Here is a 16,132-nt window from a genome sequence, read left to right on the forward strand (position 1 = left end):
GCGTCAGGCTCCGGGCGCCACGGTGGTGGGCGTGACCGGCGCCGCTGTTGTCGTCGTCGCCGGTGTGGTCGTCGTCGGTGGGGTGGTTGTGACCGGTGAAGTTGTGGTCGGTGGGGTGGTGGTTGTGGTGGTCGGCGGGCGGGTTGTGGTGGTGGTGGGTTGGGTGGTGGTCGTGGTGACCGGCGGCACCGTGGTGGAGGTGACCGGCGGTGGCGGGAGCACCGTCACAGTGGGACGGTCGTCCGGCCCGGTCACGGTAACGGTTTGCGACGTTGGTGGTGGGGCCGGTTGCGGCGCCGTGGTGTTGACCGGCCTGTTGTTGTTGGGGCGCAACGTCAGCCCCAACACGACGGCGACCAGTATCGCCACCCCCGCCGCGGCCAGGCTGAAGACCACGGCCGCGCGTTTGTACCACGGCAGATGCTTGGGTTCCCGGTCGGCATCGGCGTCGGCGTCATGCCGGGCATCCTGGTAGGCATAGTCGGTCGGGCCGGTGTAGGGGACCGGTTCGTTGCCGGTGGCCGCGTCCTGGGACCAGGCCAAGGCACGGTAGGTCGCCGAATTGGCGTCCGAACCGGCATTGTCCGACGCCGATTCGCTGGCGGCCGCGCTGGCGGCCTGATTGGCCCACGCCGTCGGGGAGATCTCGGTCGCCGTACCGGTGACGCCGACGATGTTGGTCGGTGTCTCGAGCGCGGGGCCCGCACCGGTCGGCGCGGTTGCTGACGATTGCTGCTGGCCGAGCAGCGCAGCGCCGATCGCGGCGCTGAATGTGGGTTGCGGTGTGGTGAAGATCGGCACCTGCAGGCGCTCGGACAGTCGAGCGGTGATCAGCGGGATGCTGGCGCCACCGCCGGCGGTCGCGATCGCGCCCAGGCTGGTGCGCGGAATCCCGTTGCGCTGCAATGTTTCTTCAACTGTGGCGATGAATCGGTCCAGGGGTCCCGAGACGAGTCGCTCGAACTCGGCTCGGGACAGCGCGACATCAGCCCCCGAGCCCGCCGACGCCGCCGGAATGGTGGCCACCGTCGCCGCCGAAAGTTGCTCCTTGGCCTGTCGGCATCCGTCGAGCAGGCGGGTCACCGATCCCATTCGCGTCGCGGTGCCGGAAGCGTCGGTGGTGTCGACGCCGGGAGCGGCCGTGAGGATCTCGTTGAGGATAAGCCGGTCGATCTCTTCACCGGAGAAGTCGCGGTACCGGACGGTCGGGCCGATCGGCTCGAAGTTCGATCCGGCGTTGGCCAGCGTGACGCTGGTGCCGCTGGCGCCGAAGTCGCATAGCGCGACGACGCCGTCCGTCGGGAATCCGGGCTGGACGCGCAGGGCGACCAGTGCGGCCGTGGCGTCGGAGAGCAACGTCGCGGGCACGCCGCCGGGTGCCAGGGTGGGTTGGGTGACCAACGCCGCGCGCAGCGCCGCGAACTGGCGTTGCGACCAATGCGCGGGCACCGCGATAGTTATCGGCGCCCCGTAGCCGACCACGCGCGCCATCGCGTCGAGCGCTTCGACCGTCAGCGCCTCGCCATGGTATTTCGTCCCGTCGGCCGCGACCAGTGCAGCCCGATCGCCAACCCGCTCGACGAATCCTCTTAGTACCAGGCCGGATTCGGTTAGCTTCGGGTTCTCTTCGGGCAGCCCGACTTCGGCTGCGCGGTGGTCGAACAGTGTCAATACCGCTGTGCGGGGCAGCGGAGCGCTACCCGCCCGGGCCGCGACCAGGTTGGCCACCCCGATCGACAACCCGAGCGACTCGCCCATTTCGCGCACCCTCAGAGGCCCGGCGGCAGATTGATCACGGTGGGTATCGACGGCAGCGTTATCTGCGACGGCAGCGTCGGTAACGCCCCAGGGGCCGGGGAGTCAGTGGTGGTCGGCGTCGTCGTTGTCGTCGTCGTGGTCGACGGCGTCGTCGTGGTCGTGGTGGTCGTGGTCGTGGTCGTGGTCGTGGTGGTCGTGGTCGTGGTCGTGGTGGTCGGCCGGGTGGTGGTCGTCGTCGTTGGCGGGGTCGTTGTGGTGGTCGTTGTCACCGACCCCGGAGTTGGGCGCCCGTGGGCGAGCAGGATGATGCCGTAGATGATCACCGCGATCAGGATCGCGATCAGTACGCCCCAGCCGACCAACGCGAGCGGCTTGCGCCATCCGGGGCCGGGCGCTGGCTCATGGCCGTAGTAGTCCGGCGGGTCGTAATTCGCCACGGCCGCTGATCGTAGCGACTACCGCCACCCGATCGGCCATCAGGGGATAGGCGGGAGCGTAATCACTGTTGGCACTTCCGGGATGGTGATCACCGTGGGTAGCGGCGGCAGCGTCGGTAGCTCAGTTGGCCAACGTGGGAGCCTCGGCGGCGGTTCTGGGGGCTGCTGACGCGGCGGCTGGACGCCGGGAGCGGTCGTCGGCGGCGCCGTGGTGGTGGTTGTGGTGGTCGGCGGCGCCGTGGTGGTTGTGGTGGTGGTCGGCGGCGCTGTGCTGGTCGTGGTGGGGGACGTCGTGGTGGCCGGGGTGGGGCTGGTGTCCCGGTCACCGCCGATCAGCTGGACGATGCCGTAGCCGATCAGCGCAATCAGGATCGCCACCAGCAGTGCCCAGCCGATGAGTGTCACGGGTTTGCGGTACCAGGGCTTGGGTTCGGTTTTCGGGTCGAGCGGGTCGTAAGGGCCGAACTGGTAAGGCGCAGCGGGCTGCGGAGGCGGACCCGACGGCGGGTACTCGCCCATGCCGAAGCCGGCGTGCTGGGGCGGTTGTTCGTTGAACTCATCCGGCGGGCCATAGCGTGCCACGGCACCGATGGTACTGAGGCCGTCCAGCCGACCAGCTCAGAACGTGTTGACCTTGTCGATGCTGACGAACATGCCGTGGCCGGTTTGGTCGTTGGTGAACCGGGTGCCATCGACGGTGGCGTCGATGGTCCAGCCCTGCGCTGCATAGGTCCGGTAATCGATGGTGACGGTGGGGATGGCGCCGAGATTGCCCAACACCCACTGCACGGAGCCGGCGGCGGTGATGCGGACACCATTGGAGTGCTCGCCATCTTGCATGGGGGAGTTGGTGAACGGTGCCTCGCAGCCAACGCTGTCCTGATTGATCTGGCAACGCGTCATTCCGGACTTGGTTTCGATGAAGACGTAACCGTTCTGGTCGGGCGGCAGCGGTACGGCGCCGGCCGGCGCGGTCGGGCTGGCCGGCGCCGTCGGTTGCGTCGGGGCGGTGGTCCGCGGCGAGGTACTGGGCCTGGGCGTCGGGAAGGTCGGCTCGGTAGGTCCCGACCCCGGGGATGCGACCGGCCGGCCGGCGATCGTGGTGGTGCAGCCGGCAACCAGCGCAGTGGCCGCCAGCAGGGCCGCCAGACTCCCCGGTGCATGGAGCGATAACCGCACGCGCTACTCCCCAATCTGAGATATCAAGAGTAGGTTACGCGTGAGGTCACGCGGGTTACCGCAGTGACGCGCTTTTGGAACGGCCCCGATGGCAATGTGTTACCCCGGTGTCGCGCAGCAGCTCCGCGGCCCGTGCGGCAGCCGCGACGATGCCCTGGTAGCCCGTGCATCGGCAGAAGTTCCCGGACAGGCCTTCGCGTATTTGCTCGTCGGACGGATCCGGATTGTCACGCAACAGCGCGGTGATGGACATGACGAAACCCGGCGTACAGAAGCCGCATTGGAGGCCATGACACTCTCGCAGCGCCGACTGAACGGCCGACAGCTCACCGTCGGTCGAGGCGACACCCTCGACCGTCGTCACCTCCACGCCGTCCGCTTGCACCGCGAACAGCAGGCACGACCGCGCGGCGTCGCCATCCACCAGCACCGTGCAGGCGCCACATGCCCCATGTTCGCAGCCCAGATGGGTTCCGGTGAGCCCGCACCTCTCCCGCAGAAAGTCGGCCAGCGTCATGCGCGGTTCGACGCTGGCTTCGACGGGAGTTCCGTTGACCGACAAGCGGACTGGTCGTTCATGCATCGATTGCCTCCGTGGTCGCATCCTCGACGGCTTGGGCCCAGGCGCGCGCCGTCATCGCCGCCCCCACCCGGGCGCGGTAGGAAGCGGACCCTTGCACGTCTTCCGGTATGTCATCGAGTCCGGTCATCGCGGTTTCGCCGACCTCGGCTGCCGCTAACTCGCTGACCGGCATGCCGACGACCGCGGTCTCCGCCGCCGTTGCCCGCCGAGGTGTGGAGCCCAGGCCCAGCAGCCCTATCGCGCAGCGGGATACCCGGGCCTGGTCCTCATGGTCGTCCAGCTGAATTGCGACTACCGAGCCAGCGATCGCGAAATCGCCATGACGGCGCGAAAACTCGTGGACAGCGAAGCCGGATCTGCAGTCCCACATGGGAAATCGAACTCCGGTGAGCAACTCGTCTGACGCCATGGTGGTTTCCCACAAGCCGGCGAAGAAGTCCGCTGCCGCGATTGTGCGCTGTCCCCGCGATGATCGCACTTCCATCATCGCATCCAGTGCCAGGGCCACCGCCGGGTACTCACCCGCGGCGTCGGCGTGTGCGATCGATCCGCCGAGGGTGCCTCGGTTGCGGATCTGGAAGTGCCCGATATACGGCGTCACCCGGGTTAGCAGCGGAACCGCTTGGCGGACTTGCGGATCGGAACCTACCCTGGCGTCGGTGGTTCCGGCGCCGATCCACAGCTCGTCGCCCCGGCGCTCGATGCCCTGCAGCTCGCTCAGCCGGGAAATGTCGATGAGATGGTCGAAGAACGCCAGCCGCATCGACAGCATCGGTACCAGACTCTGCCCGCCGGCCAGGATCTTGGCCTCCTCACCTAGGTCGGCCAGCAGGCTCACCGCCTCCTCGACGGTGCTGGCGCGGTGGTAGTCGAAGACCGCCGGTTTCACTGGTCTGCACCTGCCGGCCCTACCAGCATCGCGACGATCGACGCCGGGCTGGCCGGCAGCCGGGTGATCGTCACACCCAGCGGCGCCAACGCGTCGTTGATCGCGTTGATCACCGCCGGCGCCGAGCCGATCGCCCCGCCTTCGCCGACACCCTTGTAGCCGCCGGGTCCGGGACCGGGTATCTCGACGTGGCCGTACTCGAGGGGTGGCACCTCGGTGGCCGTCGGCAGCAGATAGTCGACGAACGTGGTGGCCAGCGGGTTGCCGTCGTCGTCGTAGACGAGGTTCTCGAGCAAGGCGCCACCGATGCCCTGGACCGTTCCGCCGGCGATCTGGCCCTCCACGACCGCCGGGTTGATCATCGGGCCGACGTCCTCGCTGACGATGTAGCGCAGCAACGTGACCTTTCCCGTCTGCGGATCCACCTCGCAGGTGCAGGCGTGGGTGGCGTTGGCCCACAGAATGGGTGCCTTGGCGACGTAGCGGGCGGTCGCTTCCAGCGCCGGCGACCATTCCAGCGGCAGTTGCTCGGGCTGGTAGTAGGCCAGGTAGGCCAGCTCGCCGAAACTCACTCGGTGTGACGGGTCGCCCCGCGCGATTGCAGTTGAATGCGCAAGTTCCACTTCGGCTTCGGGCACCTTGAGGTGGTGTGCGGCAAGCGCCACGATCTTTGCGCGCAGCATGGTCCCCGCTTCGTTGACGGCACCGGCGGTCATCGGACCACTGCGACTACCCTGCGTCCCCGCTCCATACGGTGTGATCGCGGTGTCGCCCTGGATGGTGGCTACGTCGTCGATGTCGGCGCCCAACGCATCGGCGGTCAGCTGAACGACGGTGGTTTCCAAGCTGTTTCCACTTGAGCCGCCGTTCACGTAGACGTTGACCTTGCCCGTAGGCTCCATCCGGACGGTGGCACCTTCGGTACCCAGGTGGCCGGTCGCCGCACCGGTCGGCTCGATGTACGCCGAGAAGCCGAGGCCGAGGTAGCGCCCATTTGCGAGGGCTTCCCGCTGCTCTTTGCGAAACCCTTCGTGGTCAAGGATTTTCACGGCCTGCTCGAACGTCTCGATCGGGGCCACATGGTCGTAGGGCATGCCGTTGGGGTTGGAGTACGGCATCTCCTCGCGGCGCAGCAGGTTGCGCCGGCGCAGCTCGACGGGGTCGAGGTGCATCTTGCGCGCCGCGATGTCGAGCAGGATTTCACGCGCCAGCGTTTCGTATTGCCACGGACCTCGGTAGGCGGCAAGTCCGCTGGTGTTGGAGAAGACGGTCTGGTAGCTGAAGCTGGCCTTGGGCACGCGGTATGGCCCGGGAAAGAACATGCCGATGGCCGCCGTGGTCAACACCGGATACGGGGTCGGATACGCCCCGACGTCCTGAGTGAAGTCGATATCCACCGCCTGGAAGTTGCCGCCGTCATCAAAAGCCAGTCTCGCCATTCCATTGACATGCCGGGCCTGGCCGGCCGACATCAGGTTCTCGCGCCGGTCCTCGATCCATTTCAGCGCCGCGGGCACCTTGCGGGCGGCCAGCATGATGCACATGTCTTCGCGCATCGGGACAACCTTCTGGCCAAAGCCCCCTCCGGTGTCGCGCATGATGACCCGAACCCGTTGCGCTGCAATGCCTAACAGGCGCGCACAGAATGCGCGCAGTTCGTGCGGCGTCTGCGTGGACGCCCACAGGGTGAGTTCTTCGGAAGCCGCGGCCCACTCGACCACCAGGCCCCGGGTCTCGATCGGCGCGGGTGCATAGATCTGCTGATAGATGTTCTCTTTGACCACCAACGGCGACGTTGCGAAGATCTCTTCGTCCGGCGGTGCGCCGGCCATCCCGCCCGCAACGTTATTTGGGTAGCCGTCGTGCACGAGCACATCCGAGGACTGCGCTTGGGTGAAATCGGTGATCGACGGCAGCGGCTCGTAGTCGACGTCGACCATTTCGATCGCGTCCTCGGCGACATACCGGTTCTGGGCGACGACCAGCGCGACCGGGTCCCCGACGAACTTGGCCTCCGCTTCGGCCAGCGGCGGCCGGGGGGTGTCCGGGACGTCCTTGCCGGCTACCGCGTGCCAGGACTCCTTGACGTCTCGGTTGAGGTCGGCGGCGGTGAACACCGCGTGTACGCCGGGCAGCGCCAGCGCCGCCGAGGCGTCGATGCCGTTGATCCGGGCGCGGGCGAACGGGCTTCGGACGAAGCAGGCGTGCAGCATGCCGGGCCGCGAGATGTCGTCGACAAAGCTGCCGTGGCCGGTGAGCAGCCGGCTGTCCTCCACCCGTGGCAGGCGGGCGCCGGCGTACCGGGGCGCCGGGATGGTGGGGGCCCCTTGCCCGTCCTGAGTCATCGTGCTCCATCCGATTGTCGCCCAATGAGAAGCTTGATGTCATCATAGGAGAGTGGCATTATCGCCGTCGATAGTCGTCGGGGTACTGCTGGCAGCGGGCGCGGGCCGGCGCTATGGCAAGCCGAAAGTGCTGGTTGACGGCTGGCTGGACACCGCGGTCGGCGCGCTGCGCGACGGCGGCTGCACCCACGTCGTTCTGGTGCTGGGCGCCGCCGAGGTACCGGCACCGGCCGGTGTCACCGCCATTGCCGCGCCGGATTGGCGCCACGGCGTGAGCGCGTCGGTGCGCGCGGGTCTGACCGAGGCCGACCACAGGCACGCGGATTACGCCGTCCTGCATGTCATCGATACGCCCGATGTCGACGGCAAGGTGGTGGCTCGAGTCCTCGGCCGTGCCTTGGCATCCCGCAGCGGTTTGGCGCGGGCGTATTTCGGGGACCGGCCTGGCCATCCGGTAGTCATCGCGCGCAAACACTGGCCCGACGTACTGGCCGGCATCTCCGGGGATCGGGGCGCGGCCGCATACCTACGCGGCGCGCCCGACGTCGAGGCTGTCCAGTGCGGCGACCTGGCTAGCGGTCGCGATTTCGACGAGGTGGGTTGACGACGGGATGGCGCGGGTCGGAGCTCGACGTCAATCCGTCGGATCCGCGGACCGGACGGTCGCGACATTCCTGGCGTGGTCAATGGCGTGATGCGCGGCGGTGCTCACGCGACCACGCACCAAATACCAGCCACCGATAAGGGCCGGGACACCGATCACCGTCGCGGCGATCATCCAGGGCCCGAATTTTTCGTCGAAGTACATCAGGATGAGCACGGCCGCCAGGAAAGCCAGCGTGAGATAGCCACTGAACGGCGCCAGCGGCATCCGGAACTTCGGTCGCTCCAGCTGCCCGGCGTTCGCCATCCGGTGCAGCCGCAGCTGGCAAGCTACGATCGCCGCCCAGGCCGCGATGACGCCCGTCGCGGCGATGTGGAGCACGATTTCGAAGGCTTGGCTCGGCCTGATGGCGTTGAGAATGATGCCGAACAGGCCGATTCCGGCGGTGAGCAGGATGCCGCCGTAGGGCACGCCGTTCTTGGACATCGGTGCGGTGAACTTCGGGCCGCTGCCGTTGATCGCCATCGATCGCAGGATCCGTCCGGTCGAGTACAGTCCGGCGTTCAGGCTCGACAGCGCGGCGGTGAGCACCACGAGGTTCATCACGCTGCCGGCCCCGTTGAGACCGATCTTGGAAAAGAAGGTCACGAACGGGCTCACATGATCCTTGTAGGCGGTGTAGGGCAACAGCAGGGCCAGCAGGACAGTCGACCCTATATAGAAGAACGCGATGCGGAACACCACTGAGTTGATCGCGCGCGGCATGATCTTCTCCGGTTCGGCCGTTTCCCCGGCCGCGATGCCCACCAATTCGATTGCGGCGTAGGCGAATACCACTCCTGACGTGACGAGCACCAGGGGTAGTAGGCCGGTCGGCATGAGCCCGCCATGGCTACTCCAGAGCGAGACCCCGGTCGTCTGACCGTCGACCTTGAATCGACCGGCGAGGAAGACCGTACCGACGATCAAGAACGTCACCAGGGCGAGCACCTTGATCAATGAAGCCCAGAACTCCAACTCGCCGAAGAGCTTGACCGAGATCAGGTTCATCGACAACACGAGCAGCAGCGCGGTCAACGCCAGCGTCCACTGGGGGATGCCATGGAACGCCGTCCAGTAGTGGCAATAGTGGGCGATTGCGGTGGTATCCACGATCCCCGTCATCGCCCAGTTCAGGAAGTACATCCAGCCGGCGACGAAGGCCACCTTTTCCCCGTAGAACTCGCGGGCGTAGGACACGAACGACCCCGAGGATGGGCGGTGCAGCACCAGTTCGCCGAGTGCGCGCAGAATCAGGAAGACGAAGACGCCGCAGATCCCATAGACCAGGAACAATCCGGGCCCCGCCGACGCAAGCCTGCCGCCGGCGCCGAGGAAAAGGCCGGTCCCGATGGCACCGCCGAGCGCGATCATCTGCAGCTGCCGGTTATGCAGGGCTTTGTGGTAGCCCGTGTCTTCGAGCGTGAGCCGCTCGTCGGTGATGTCTAGCGGTGGCATCGAACTCCCTGGCGTGGCGGCTTCTTGGGCCGAAGTGACTTGGGGCACACTCAACGGACTGGCTGTCAGGCTATCCCACCCGGATACGGCGGGTCGGTCCTGTAACCAATCGGGAACATTTGCGGGCTCCGCAGTCCCGCCGCATGGTCGCGGGCCCGACCCCGGGAACAAGGACCGGGCGACCGCCGTTACCATGGTCGACAAGTTGAGTGGACCGGGCTCAGTCTCGGATTGACAGCGCACCGCCGTCAGGGGCAGGCTTGAGCGGGGTTCACTCAGCATAGTGCAGGAAAGACGCTCTACATACTCAGGAGGATTCACCATGGCTCGTGCGGTCGGGATCGACCTCGGGACCACCAACTCCGTCGTCTCGGTTCTAGAGGGTGGCGACCCAGTCGTCGTCGCCAATTCCGAGGGCTCCAGGACCACACCGTCAATCGTCGCGTTTGCGCGCAATGGTGAGGTGCTGGTCGGGCAGCCCGCCAAGAACCAGGCGGTGACCAACGTCGATCGCACCGTGCGTTCGGTCAAACGACACATGGGCTCGGATTGGTCCATCGAGATCGACGGCAAGAAGTACACCGCGCCGGAGATCAGTGCCCGAATTCTGATGAAGCTCAAGCGCGATGCCGAGGCGTACCTCGGTGAGGACATCACCGACGCGGTGATCACCACGCCCGCCTACTTCAACGACGCCCAGCGTCAGGCCACCAAGGATGCCGGCCAGATCGCCGGACTCAATGTGCTGCGCATCGTCAACGAGCCGACCGCGGCCGCGCTGGCCTACGGCCTGGACAAGGGCGAGAAGGAGCAGACCATCCTGGTCTTCGACCTGGGCGGCGGCACCTTCGACGTCTCTCTGCTGGAAATCGGCGAGGGCGTGGTCGAGGTTCGTGCCACCAGCGGTGACAACCACCTCGGCGGTGACGACTGGGACGAGCGCGTCGTGCAGTGGTTGGTTGACAAGTTCAAGGCCTCCAGCGGTATCGACCTGACCAAGGACAAGATGGCGATGCAGCGGCTGCGGGAAGCGGCCGAGAAGGCCAAGATCGAGTTGTCCTCGTCGGGCAGCACCTCGATCAACCTGCCCTACATCACCGTCGACGCGGACAAGAACCCGCTGTTCCTCGACGAGCAGCTCACCCGGGCGGAGTTCCAGAAGATCACCCAGGACCTGCTGGACCGCACCCGCAAGCCGTTCCAGTCGGTGATCGCCGACGCCGGTATCTCGGTGTCCGACATCGACCACGTGGTGCTGGTGGGTGGTTCGACCCGGATGCCCGCGGTGACCGACCTGGTCAAGGAGCTCACCGGTGGCAAGGAGCCCAACAAGGGCGTCAACCCGGACGAGGTTGTGGCCGTGGGCGCCGCGCTGCAGGCGGGTGTCCTCAAGGGTGAGGTCAAAGATGTTCTGCTGCTTGACGTTACGCCGCTGAGCCTCGGTATCGAGACCAAGGGTGGCGTGATGACCAAGCTGATCGAGCGCAACACCACCATTCCGACCAAGCGGTCGGAGACGTTCACCACCGCCGACGACAACCAGCCGTCGGTGCAGATCCAGGTCTACCAGGGTGAGCGCGAGATCGCGGCGCACAACAAGCTGCTCGGTTCCTTCGAGTTGACCGGCATCCCGCCGGCGCCGCGGGGTGTACCGCAGATCGAGGTCACCTTCGACATCGACGCCAACGGCATCGTGCACGTCACCGCCAAGGACAAGGGCACCGGCAAGGAGAACACGATCCGAATCCAGGAAGGCTCGGGCCTGTCCAAGGAAGACATCGACCGGATGATCAAAGACGCCGAGGCGCACGCCGAGGATGACCGCCAGCGTCGCGAGGAGGCCGACGTCCGCAACCAGGCCGAGACGCTGGTCTACCAGACGGAGAAGTTCGTCAAAGAGCAACGCGAAGCGAGAGAGTCCGGAGGGAGCTCGGCGGTCCCAGAGGACACGCTGAACAAGGTTGACGCCGCGGTGGCGGAGGCGAAGGCGGCACTTGGCGGATCGGACATCTCGGCCATCAAGTCGGCGATGGAGAAGCTGGGCCAGGAGTCGCAGGCGCTCGGACAGGCGATCTACGAAGCGGCCCAGGCCGCGTCGGAGGCCGCCGGCGCTGCGCAGCCCGGCGGCGGCGAGCCCGGTGGCGCCCAGCCCGGCTCATCCGACGACGTGGTGGACGCGGAGGTGGTTGACGACGACCGGGAGTCCAAGTGACCGAAGGCAATCCACACGAACAGCTGACGGTCACCGACAAACGGCGGATCGATCCCGAGACGGGTGAAGTGCGGCATGTCCCGGCCGGCGATGCGCCGGGCGGGACCGCCCCGGCCGGCGCGGCGGACACGCAAGACAAAGTCGCCGAGCTGACCGCCGATCTGCAACGTGTGCAAGCCGACTTCGCCAACTACCGTAAGCGGGCGTTGCGCGACCAGCAGGCGGCCGCCGACCGGGCCAAGGCCGGTGTAGTCAGCCAATTGTTGGGCGTCCTGGACGATCTCGAGCGGGCGCGCAAGCACGGGGATCTGGAGTCGGGCCCACTGAAGTCGGTCGCCGACAAGCTCGACAGCGCGTTGGTTGGGCTCGGTCTGGTGGCGTTCGGTGCCGAGGGCGAGGATTTCGATCCGGTGCTGCACGAAGCCGTCCAACACGAGGGCGATGGTGGGCAGGGGTCCAAGCCGGTGATCGGCACGGTCATGCGACGGGGCTACCAACTGGGCGAGCAGGTGTTGCGGCACGCCTTGGTCGGCGTCGTCGACACGGTGGTGGCTGACGCCGCCGAACCGGAGCCGGTTGATCAAGCTGGCGCGGTCGGAGGTCCGGCCGAAGTCGAGCCGGCCGACACGGACAATAACGCGGACACCTCGGGTGAACAGGGCACAGAATCAGAACCATCGGGAAGCTAACAACAGAAGAGGAAGGTGAGAGGGGGTGACGCGATATGGCCCAACGTGAGTGGGTCGAAAAGGACTTCTACAAGGAGCTGGGCGTCTCCTCCGATGCCAGTCCCGAAGAGATCAAACGCGCCTATCGCAAATTGGCGCGCGACCTGCATCCGGATGCGAACCCCGGCAACGCGGCCGCCGGCGAACGCTTCAAGGCGGTCTCGGAGGCGCACAATGTGCTGTCGGATCCGGCCAAGCGCAAGGAGTACGACGAAACCCGCCGCCTGTTCGCCGGCGGCGGCTTCGGTGGCCGTCGATTCGACAGTGGCGGCTTTGGGGGCAACTTCGGCGGCTTCGGGGTCGGTGGAGACGGCGCCGAGTTCAACCTCAACGATTTGTTCGACGCCGCCAGCCGAACCGGCGGCACCACCATCGGTGACTTGTTCGGTGGCTTGTTCGGCCGCGGTGGCAGCGCCCGTCCCAGCCGGCCGCGACGCGGCAACGACCTGGAGACCGAGACCGAGCTGGATTTCGTGGAGGCCGCCAAGGGCGTGGCGATGCCGCTGCGGCTGACCAGCCCGGCACCGTGCACCAACTGCCATGGCAGCGGCGCCCGGCCAGGCACCAGCCCGAAGGTGTGTGCTAGCTGCAACGGCTCAGGTGTGGTCAACCGCAACCAGGGTGCGTTCGGCTTCTCCGAACCCTGCACCGACTGCCGGGGTAGCGGCTCGATCATCGAGCATCCGTGCGAGGAGTGCAAAGGCACCGGCGTGACCACCCGCACCCGCACCATCAATGTGCGGATCCCGCCCGGTGTCGAGGACGGGCAGCGGATCCGGCTGGCCGGTCAGGGTGAGGCCGGGTTGCGCGGCGCCCCGTCCGGGGATCTGTACGTGACGGTGCATGTGCGGCCCGACAAGATCTTTGGCCGCGACGGCGACGATCTCACCGTGACGGTTCCGGTCAGCTTCACCGAACTGGCGTTGGGCTCCACGCTCTCGGTGCCTACGCTGGACGGCACCGTCGGGGTCCGGGTGCCTAAAGGCACCGCCGACGGACGCATTCTGCGGGTGCGCGGACGCGGCGTGCCCAAGCGCAGCGGCGGTAGTGGCGACCTACTCGTCACCGTGAAGGTGGCCGTCCCGCCGAATTTGGAAGGCGCCGCCCAGGAAGCGCTAGAGGCCTATGCGGCGGCGGAGCGGTCCAGTGGATTCAATCCACGGGCCGGATGGGCAGGTAGTCGCTGATGGCTAAGCACTCAAGGAAAGAGGAAGCTCGGACGTTTTTGATCTCGGTAGCCGCCGAGCTGTCCGGCATGCACGCACAGACCCTGCGTACCTACGATCGGCTCGGACTGGTCAGCCCGCAGCGCACCTCCGGTGGGGGGCGCCGGTATTCCCAGCATGACGTCGAGTTGCTGCGTCAGGTGCAGCACCTCTCGCAGGACGAGGGGGTCAACCTGGCCGGCATCAAACGCATTATCGAGCTGACCAATCAGGTTGAGGCCCTGCAGTCCAGGGTTCGGGAGATGGCGGAGGAGTTGGCGGTGTTGCGGGCCAACCAGCGCCGTGAGGTCGCGGTGGTGCCAAAGAGCACCGCCCTGGTCGTCTGGAAACCGCGCCGGTGAGCGAGCGCGGGTAGCGGGCGAGCGAACGGCGCAGTCGTCGGTAGCCGGTGAGCGAGCGCGGGTAGCGGGCGAGCGAACGGCGCAGTCGTCGGTAGCCGGTGAGCGAGCGCGGGTAGCGGGCGAGCCTTAGGGGCAAACGCCGACGGCGACGCGACCAACTGCGGCATATGTCGCCGGCACCATCGGTGCCCGGGGACTACCGTCGAACTCACCCCCACCGCACACGGTCAACCCCGCGGGCCGCCCAACCCACTCGTTATCGGCGGTCCCAGCAAAGCCCAGCGCGCCGGCACCCCGATCAGCAACCGCCACCAATACCGACCGGCCGTCCGGCGCCACCGCAGCCGACTGACCCAACGGCGACGCCCCAGGGCCCGCAGGCTCCTGCTCGCTCGACCGGTCCGCAAGGTACCCGCCAATGCCGATCGGCAACGCGGTCGGCAACGTAATCGACAACGCAGTCGACACCCCAAACACGGAGCCGGCCAGCACGAGTGGCGTGGCGATTATGAGGAACGGAGGGGTCAAGATGGCCGCGAGGATCGCGATGATCACGACGGCGAGCGTCGCTACCGCGACTATCAAATCTAGGAGGCTGGCGAGAATAACAATCGTCCAGGCGATGGCCAATGCCAGCAACTCGAGCAACTCGAGCAATGCCTGTATCAATATCACAATGATGATCGGGAGGGCCGCCGGTGCGGCGATGTTGTACGGGAGGGCGCCGGCTTCGACACCACCGCCTTTGAATACCTCCGGCGCCGGTGTGGCTCGTGGGCTTGCTGCCAGCGTCACAGTCACGGCCGCCTGGTAAGCGCTCATCGTGGCGGCTGCCTGGATCCACATCTCCACATACTTGGCCTCGGTGATTGCGATCGGGATCGCATTCACACCAAAGAAATTCGTGGCCGACAACACCGCATGGGTGGCGTGGTTGGCGGCCAGCTCCGCTAATGTCGGCATCTCGTCCAGCGCGACGGCATACGCGCCCGCCACCACCTCATGCTGGACGGCTGCCGCTGCGCTGTCGGAGCTGCTCTTTGCCAACCAGGCCAGATGCGGCGCGTGCGCGGCGACATAGCTCGCCGCGCTCGAACCCTGCCACATGCCAGGCTGCACCGCGCCCAGCGTTGCGCTGAGTTCTGCTGCCGCCGATGCATACGCGACGCTCAGCGATGTCCACGCCGCCGCGGCCGCCAGCAACGAAGCAGGACCCGGACCAGTACTCAGCGCCGCCGAATGCACCTCCGGCGGCACGGCAAACCAAATCATCACGCCAACCCCAAATACGACGACGCGGCCGCGGCATTACCGGCGGCGCAACTGACAACGGACTACGTCACACCAACCCCGAAATGGCTCAGCACGCGCCCCGGCAATACGAGCCGTCAGCGTCGAACCCGCGTGAACCACTCGCGGGGCAATAGCGCGCCCTCTCCCCTCGGTATACAAACCGCTCGGCGGTATCGATAATGGGTAATGCTTATCGCGGAAAATGACCATCGTCAACTACACACCAGGTGATGAATGCGCCGCACGCTCGGGTAGCGGGTGAGCTATGGCCCGGTGCCGTCGCTGAGGAGGCCGGAGAGTTGGGCGCCGTAGTTGGCGAAGCCGGAGATAACGGCCTGCGTCATGACGTTCAGGACGCTGGTGTTGTAGAAGCCCGACAGGGTGTTGCCCGGGTTCGCCCAGCCCGATAGCTGCGTGCCGAAGTTCTGCAGGCCGGAGTTCCCGATGCCGCCGGCATTGAATGAGCCCGACGCGTTGCCGGCGGCGTCATTGAAGAAGCCCGACGACGGGGTGGTGGTCGAGTTGAAGAATCCCGGGCTCTGTTGCCAGCCGAAGCCGAACGGGAATGGGCCCAAGGTGCCGCTGCCGGGGAAGTTGAAGCTTTGCCGGAAAACCGTGTCTATGGGGGTGTCGGGGTTGATCACGCTCGCGTCGATTTCATAGGGGCCGAGGTGTTCGGTGGTGATGGGTACGGTGATCGAGACGTGGAGTACGCACCCGATGATGGGGATGTAGGTCAGGCAAACGGTGACTTGCAGACTGATGGGTATCTGGAATTCGGCGATAGTGAACGCGTCTTGGGTAATGGCGTTGATGGTGCCCGTGATGGGTATTTCTATGTCGGATCTGATGTCGTAGCTCCACAGGAACTCGGAAACGGCGCTGTCGTACCTGAAAGCGGCTAGGCCCTGGTAGTCGCCACGCCAGAAGAAGCTGAAGTTGTTGTCGCCGGTGTTGCCGAAGCCGATGTTTGCGCTGCCGACGTTGTAGCCGCCGATGTTTCCCCCGCCCACGTTGAATTGCCACAGATTGGCCGGGAT

General features: G+C 66.4%; 14 protein-coding genes and 1 pseudogene. 6 read left to right on the plus strand and 9 right to left on the minus strand.

What is annotated here, in order from left to right:
• Positions 1 to 3 precede the first annotated feature (3 nt).
• Complete coding sequence (locus AADZ55_RS02410) at positions 4 to 1,758, minus strand: Hsp70 family protein (protein ID WP_341286262.1); 1,755 nt, start codon at positions 1,756 to 1,758, stop codon at positions 4 to 6.
• A 39-nt stretch (positions 1,759 to 1,797) separates the two neighbouring features.
• On the opposite strand from AADZ55_RS02410, the gene AADZ55_RS02415 reads away from it, so the two are divergent.
• The gene (locus AADZ55_RS02415; protein ID WP_207569161.1) at positions 1,798 to 2,073 is read left to right on the plus strand and encodes a hypothetical protein; all 276 of its coding nucleotides are present in this window, start codon (positions 1,798 to 1,800) and stop codon (positions 2,071 to 2,073) included.
• Between the two features lie 161 nt (positions 2,074 to 2,234).
• Here AADZ55_RS02415 and AADZ55_RS02420 read toward each other — a convergent pair whose 3' ends face one another.
• Genes AADZ55_RS02420 through AADZ55_RS02440 form a run of 5 tightly spaced genes read right to left on the minus strand, consistent with a single transcriptional unit; the run spans position 2,235 to position 7,191 of the window.
• Positions 2,235 to 2,777: a hypothetical protein gene (locus AADZ55_RS02420; RefSeq protein ID WP_085327176.1), complete on the minus strand. Its 543-nt coding sequence runs from the start codon at positions 2,775 to 2,777 to the stop codon at positions 2,235 to 2,237.
• A gap of 36 nt (positions 2,778 to 2,813) precedes the next feature.
• On the minus strand, positions 2,814 to 3,374 hold the full coding sequence (locus AADZ55_RS02425) for a hypothetical protein (RefSeq protein ID WP_085327175.1): 561 nt from the start codon (positions 3,372 to 3,374) through the stop codon (positions 2,814 to 2,816).
• Positions 3,375 to 3,429: 55 nt separating this feature from the next.
• Complete coding sequence (locus AADZ55_RS02430) at positions 3,430 to 3,957, minus strand: (2Fe-2S)-binding protein (protein ID WP_085327174.1); 528 nt, start codon at positions 3,955 to 3,957, stop codon at positions 3,430 to 3,432.
• Positions 3,950 to 4,846 (minus strand): FAD binding domain-containing protein, encoded by an 897-nt coding sequence (locus AADZ55_RS02435; protein ID WP_085327173.1) that lies wholly within the window; start codon positions 4,844 to 4,846, stop codon positions 3,950 to 3,952. Before AADZ55_RS02435 ends, AADZ55_RS02430 begins: the two co-directional genes overlap by 8 nt.
• The gene (locus tag AADZ55_RS02440; RefSeq protein WP_085327172.1) at positions 4,843 to 7,191 is read right to left on the minus strand and encodes a xanthine dehydrogenase family protein molybdopterin-binding subunit; all 2,349 of its coding nucleotides are present in this window, start codon (positions 7,189 to 7,191) and stop codon (positions 4,843 to 4,845) included. The genes AADZ55_RS02435 and AADZ55_RS02440 overlap by 4 nt, the downstream gene beginning before the upstream one ends.
• A 52-nt stretch (positions 7,192 to 7,243) precedes the next feature.
• On the opposite strand from AADZ55_RS02440, the gene AADZ55_RS02445 reads away from it, so the two are divergent.
• Positions 7,244 to 7,795 (plus strand): nucleotidyltransferase family protein, encoded by a 552-nt coding sequence (locus tag AADZ55_RS02445; RefSeq protein WP_085327171.1) that lies wholly within the window; start codon positions 7,244 to 7,246, stop codon positions 7,793 to 7,795.
• A gap of 30 nt (positions 7,796 to 7,825) precedes the next feature.
• Here the strand turns inward: AADZ55_RS02445 and AADZ55_RS02450 are convergent, their stop codons facing one another.
• Entirely contained in the window at positions 7,826 to 9,292 is a 1,467-nt protein-coding gene (locus AADZ55_RS02450; protein WP_085327170.1) for an amino acid permease, read from the minus strand.
• Positions 9,293 to 9,614: 322 nt separating this feature from the next.
• On the opposite strand from AADZ55_RS02450, the gene dnaK reads away from it, so the two are divergent.
• The 4 genes from dnaK to AADZ55_RS02470 are packed head-to-tail and all read left to right on the plus strand — an operon-like array spanning position 9,615 to position 13,799.
• Complete coding sequence (dnaK, locus tag AADZ55_RS02455; protein WP_085327169.1) at positions 9,615 to 11,504, plus strand: molecular chaperone DnaK; 1,890 nt, start codon at positions 9,615 to 9,617, stop codon at positions 11,502 to 11,504.
• Positions 11,501 to 12,193: a nucleotide exchange factor GrpE gene (grpE, locus tag AADZ55_RS02460; protein WP_085327168.1), complete on the plus strand. Its 693-nt coding sequence runs from the start codon at positions 11,501 to 11,503 to the stop codon at positions 12,191 to 12,193. The genes dnaK and grpE overlap by 4 nt, the downstream gene beginning before the upstream one ends.
• Positions 12,194 to 12,228: 35 nt before the next feature.
• Complete coding sequence (gene dnaJ / locus AADZ55_RS02465) at positions 12,229 to 13,419, plus strand: molecular chaperone DnaJ (RefSeq protein WP_085327167.1); 1,191 nt, start codon at positions 12,229 to 12,231, stop codon at positions 13,417 to 13,419.
• Positions 13,419 to 13,799 (plus strand): heat shock protein transcriptional repressor HspR, encoded by a 381-nt coding sequence (locus AADZ55_RS02470; RefSeq protein ID WP_085327166.1) that lies wholly within the window; start codon positions 13,419 to 13,421, stop codon positions 13,797 to 13,799. The genes dnaJ and AADZ55_RS02470 overlap by 1 nt, the downstream gene beginning before the upstream one ends.
• Before the next feature lie 126 nt (positions 13,800 to 13,925).
• Here AADZ55_RS02470 and AADZ55_RS02475 read toward each other — a convergent pair whose 3' ends face one another.
• Together AADZ55_RS02475 and AADZ55_RS02480 are read right to left on the minus strand one after the other, a co-directional pair.
• Positions 13,926 to 15,071: a PPE family protein gene (locus AADZ55_RS02475; protein ID WP_085327165.1), complete on the minus strand. Its 1,146-nt coding sequence runs from the start codon at positions 15,069 to 15,071 to the stop codon at positions 13,926 to 13,928.
• A gap of 284 nt (positions 15,072 to 15,355) precedes the next feature.
• Positions 15,356 to 16,123 (minus strand): annotated as a pseudogene (locus AADZ55_RS02480) (pentapeptide repeat-containing protein); the annotation flags it as partial.
• Positions 16,124 to 16,132: the final 9 nt, after the last annotated feature.

Source organism: Mycobacterium decipiens, from assembly GCF_963853665.1.
Classification (GTDB): Bacteria; Actinomycetota; Actinomycetes; order Mycobacteriales; family Mycobacteriaceae; genus Mycobacterium; species Mycobacterium decipiens.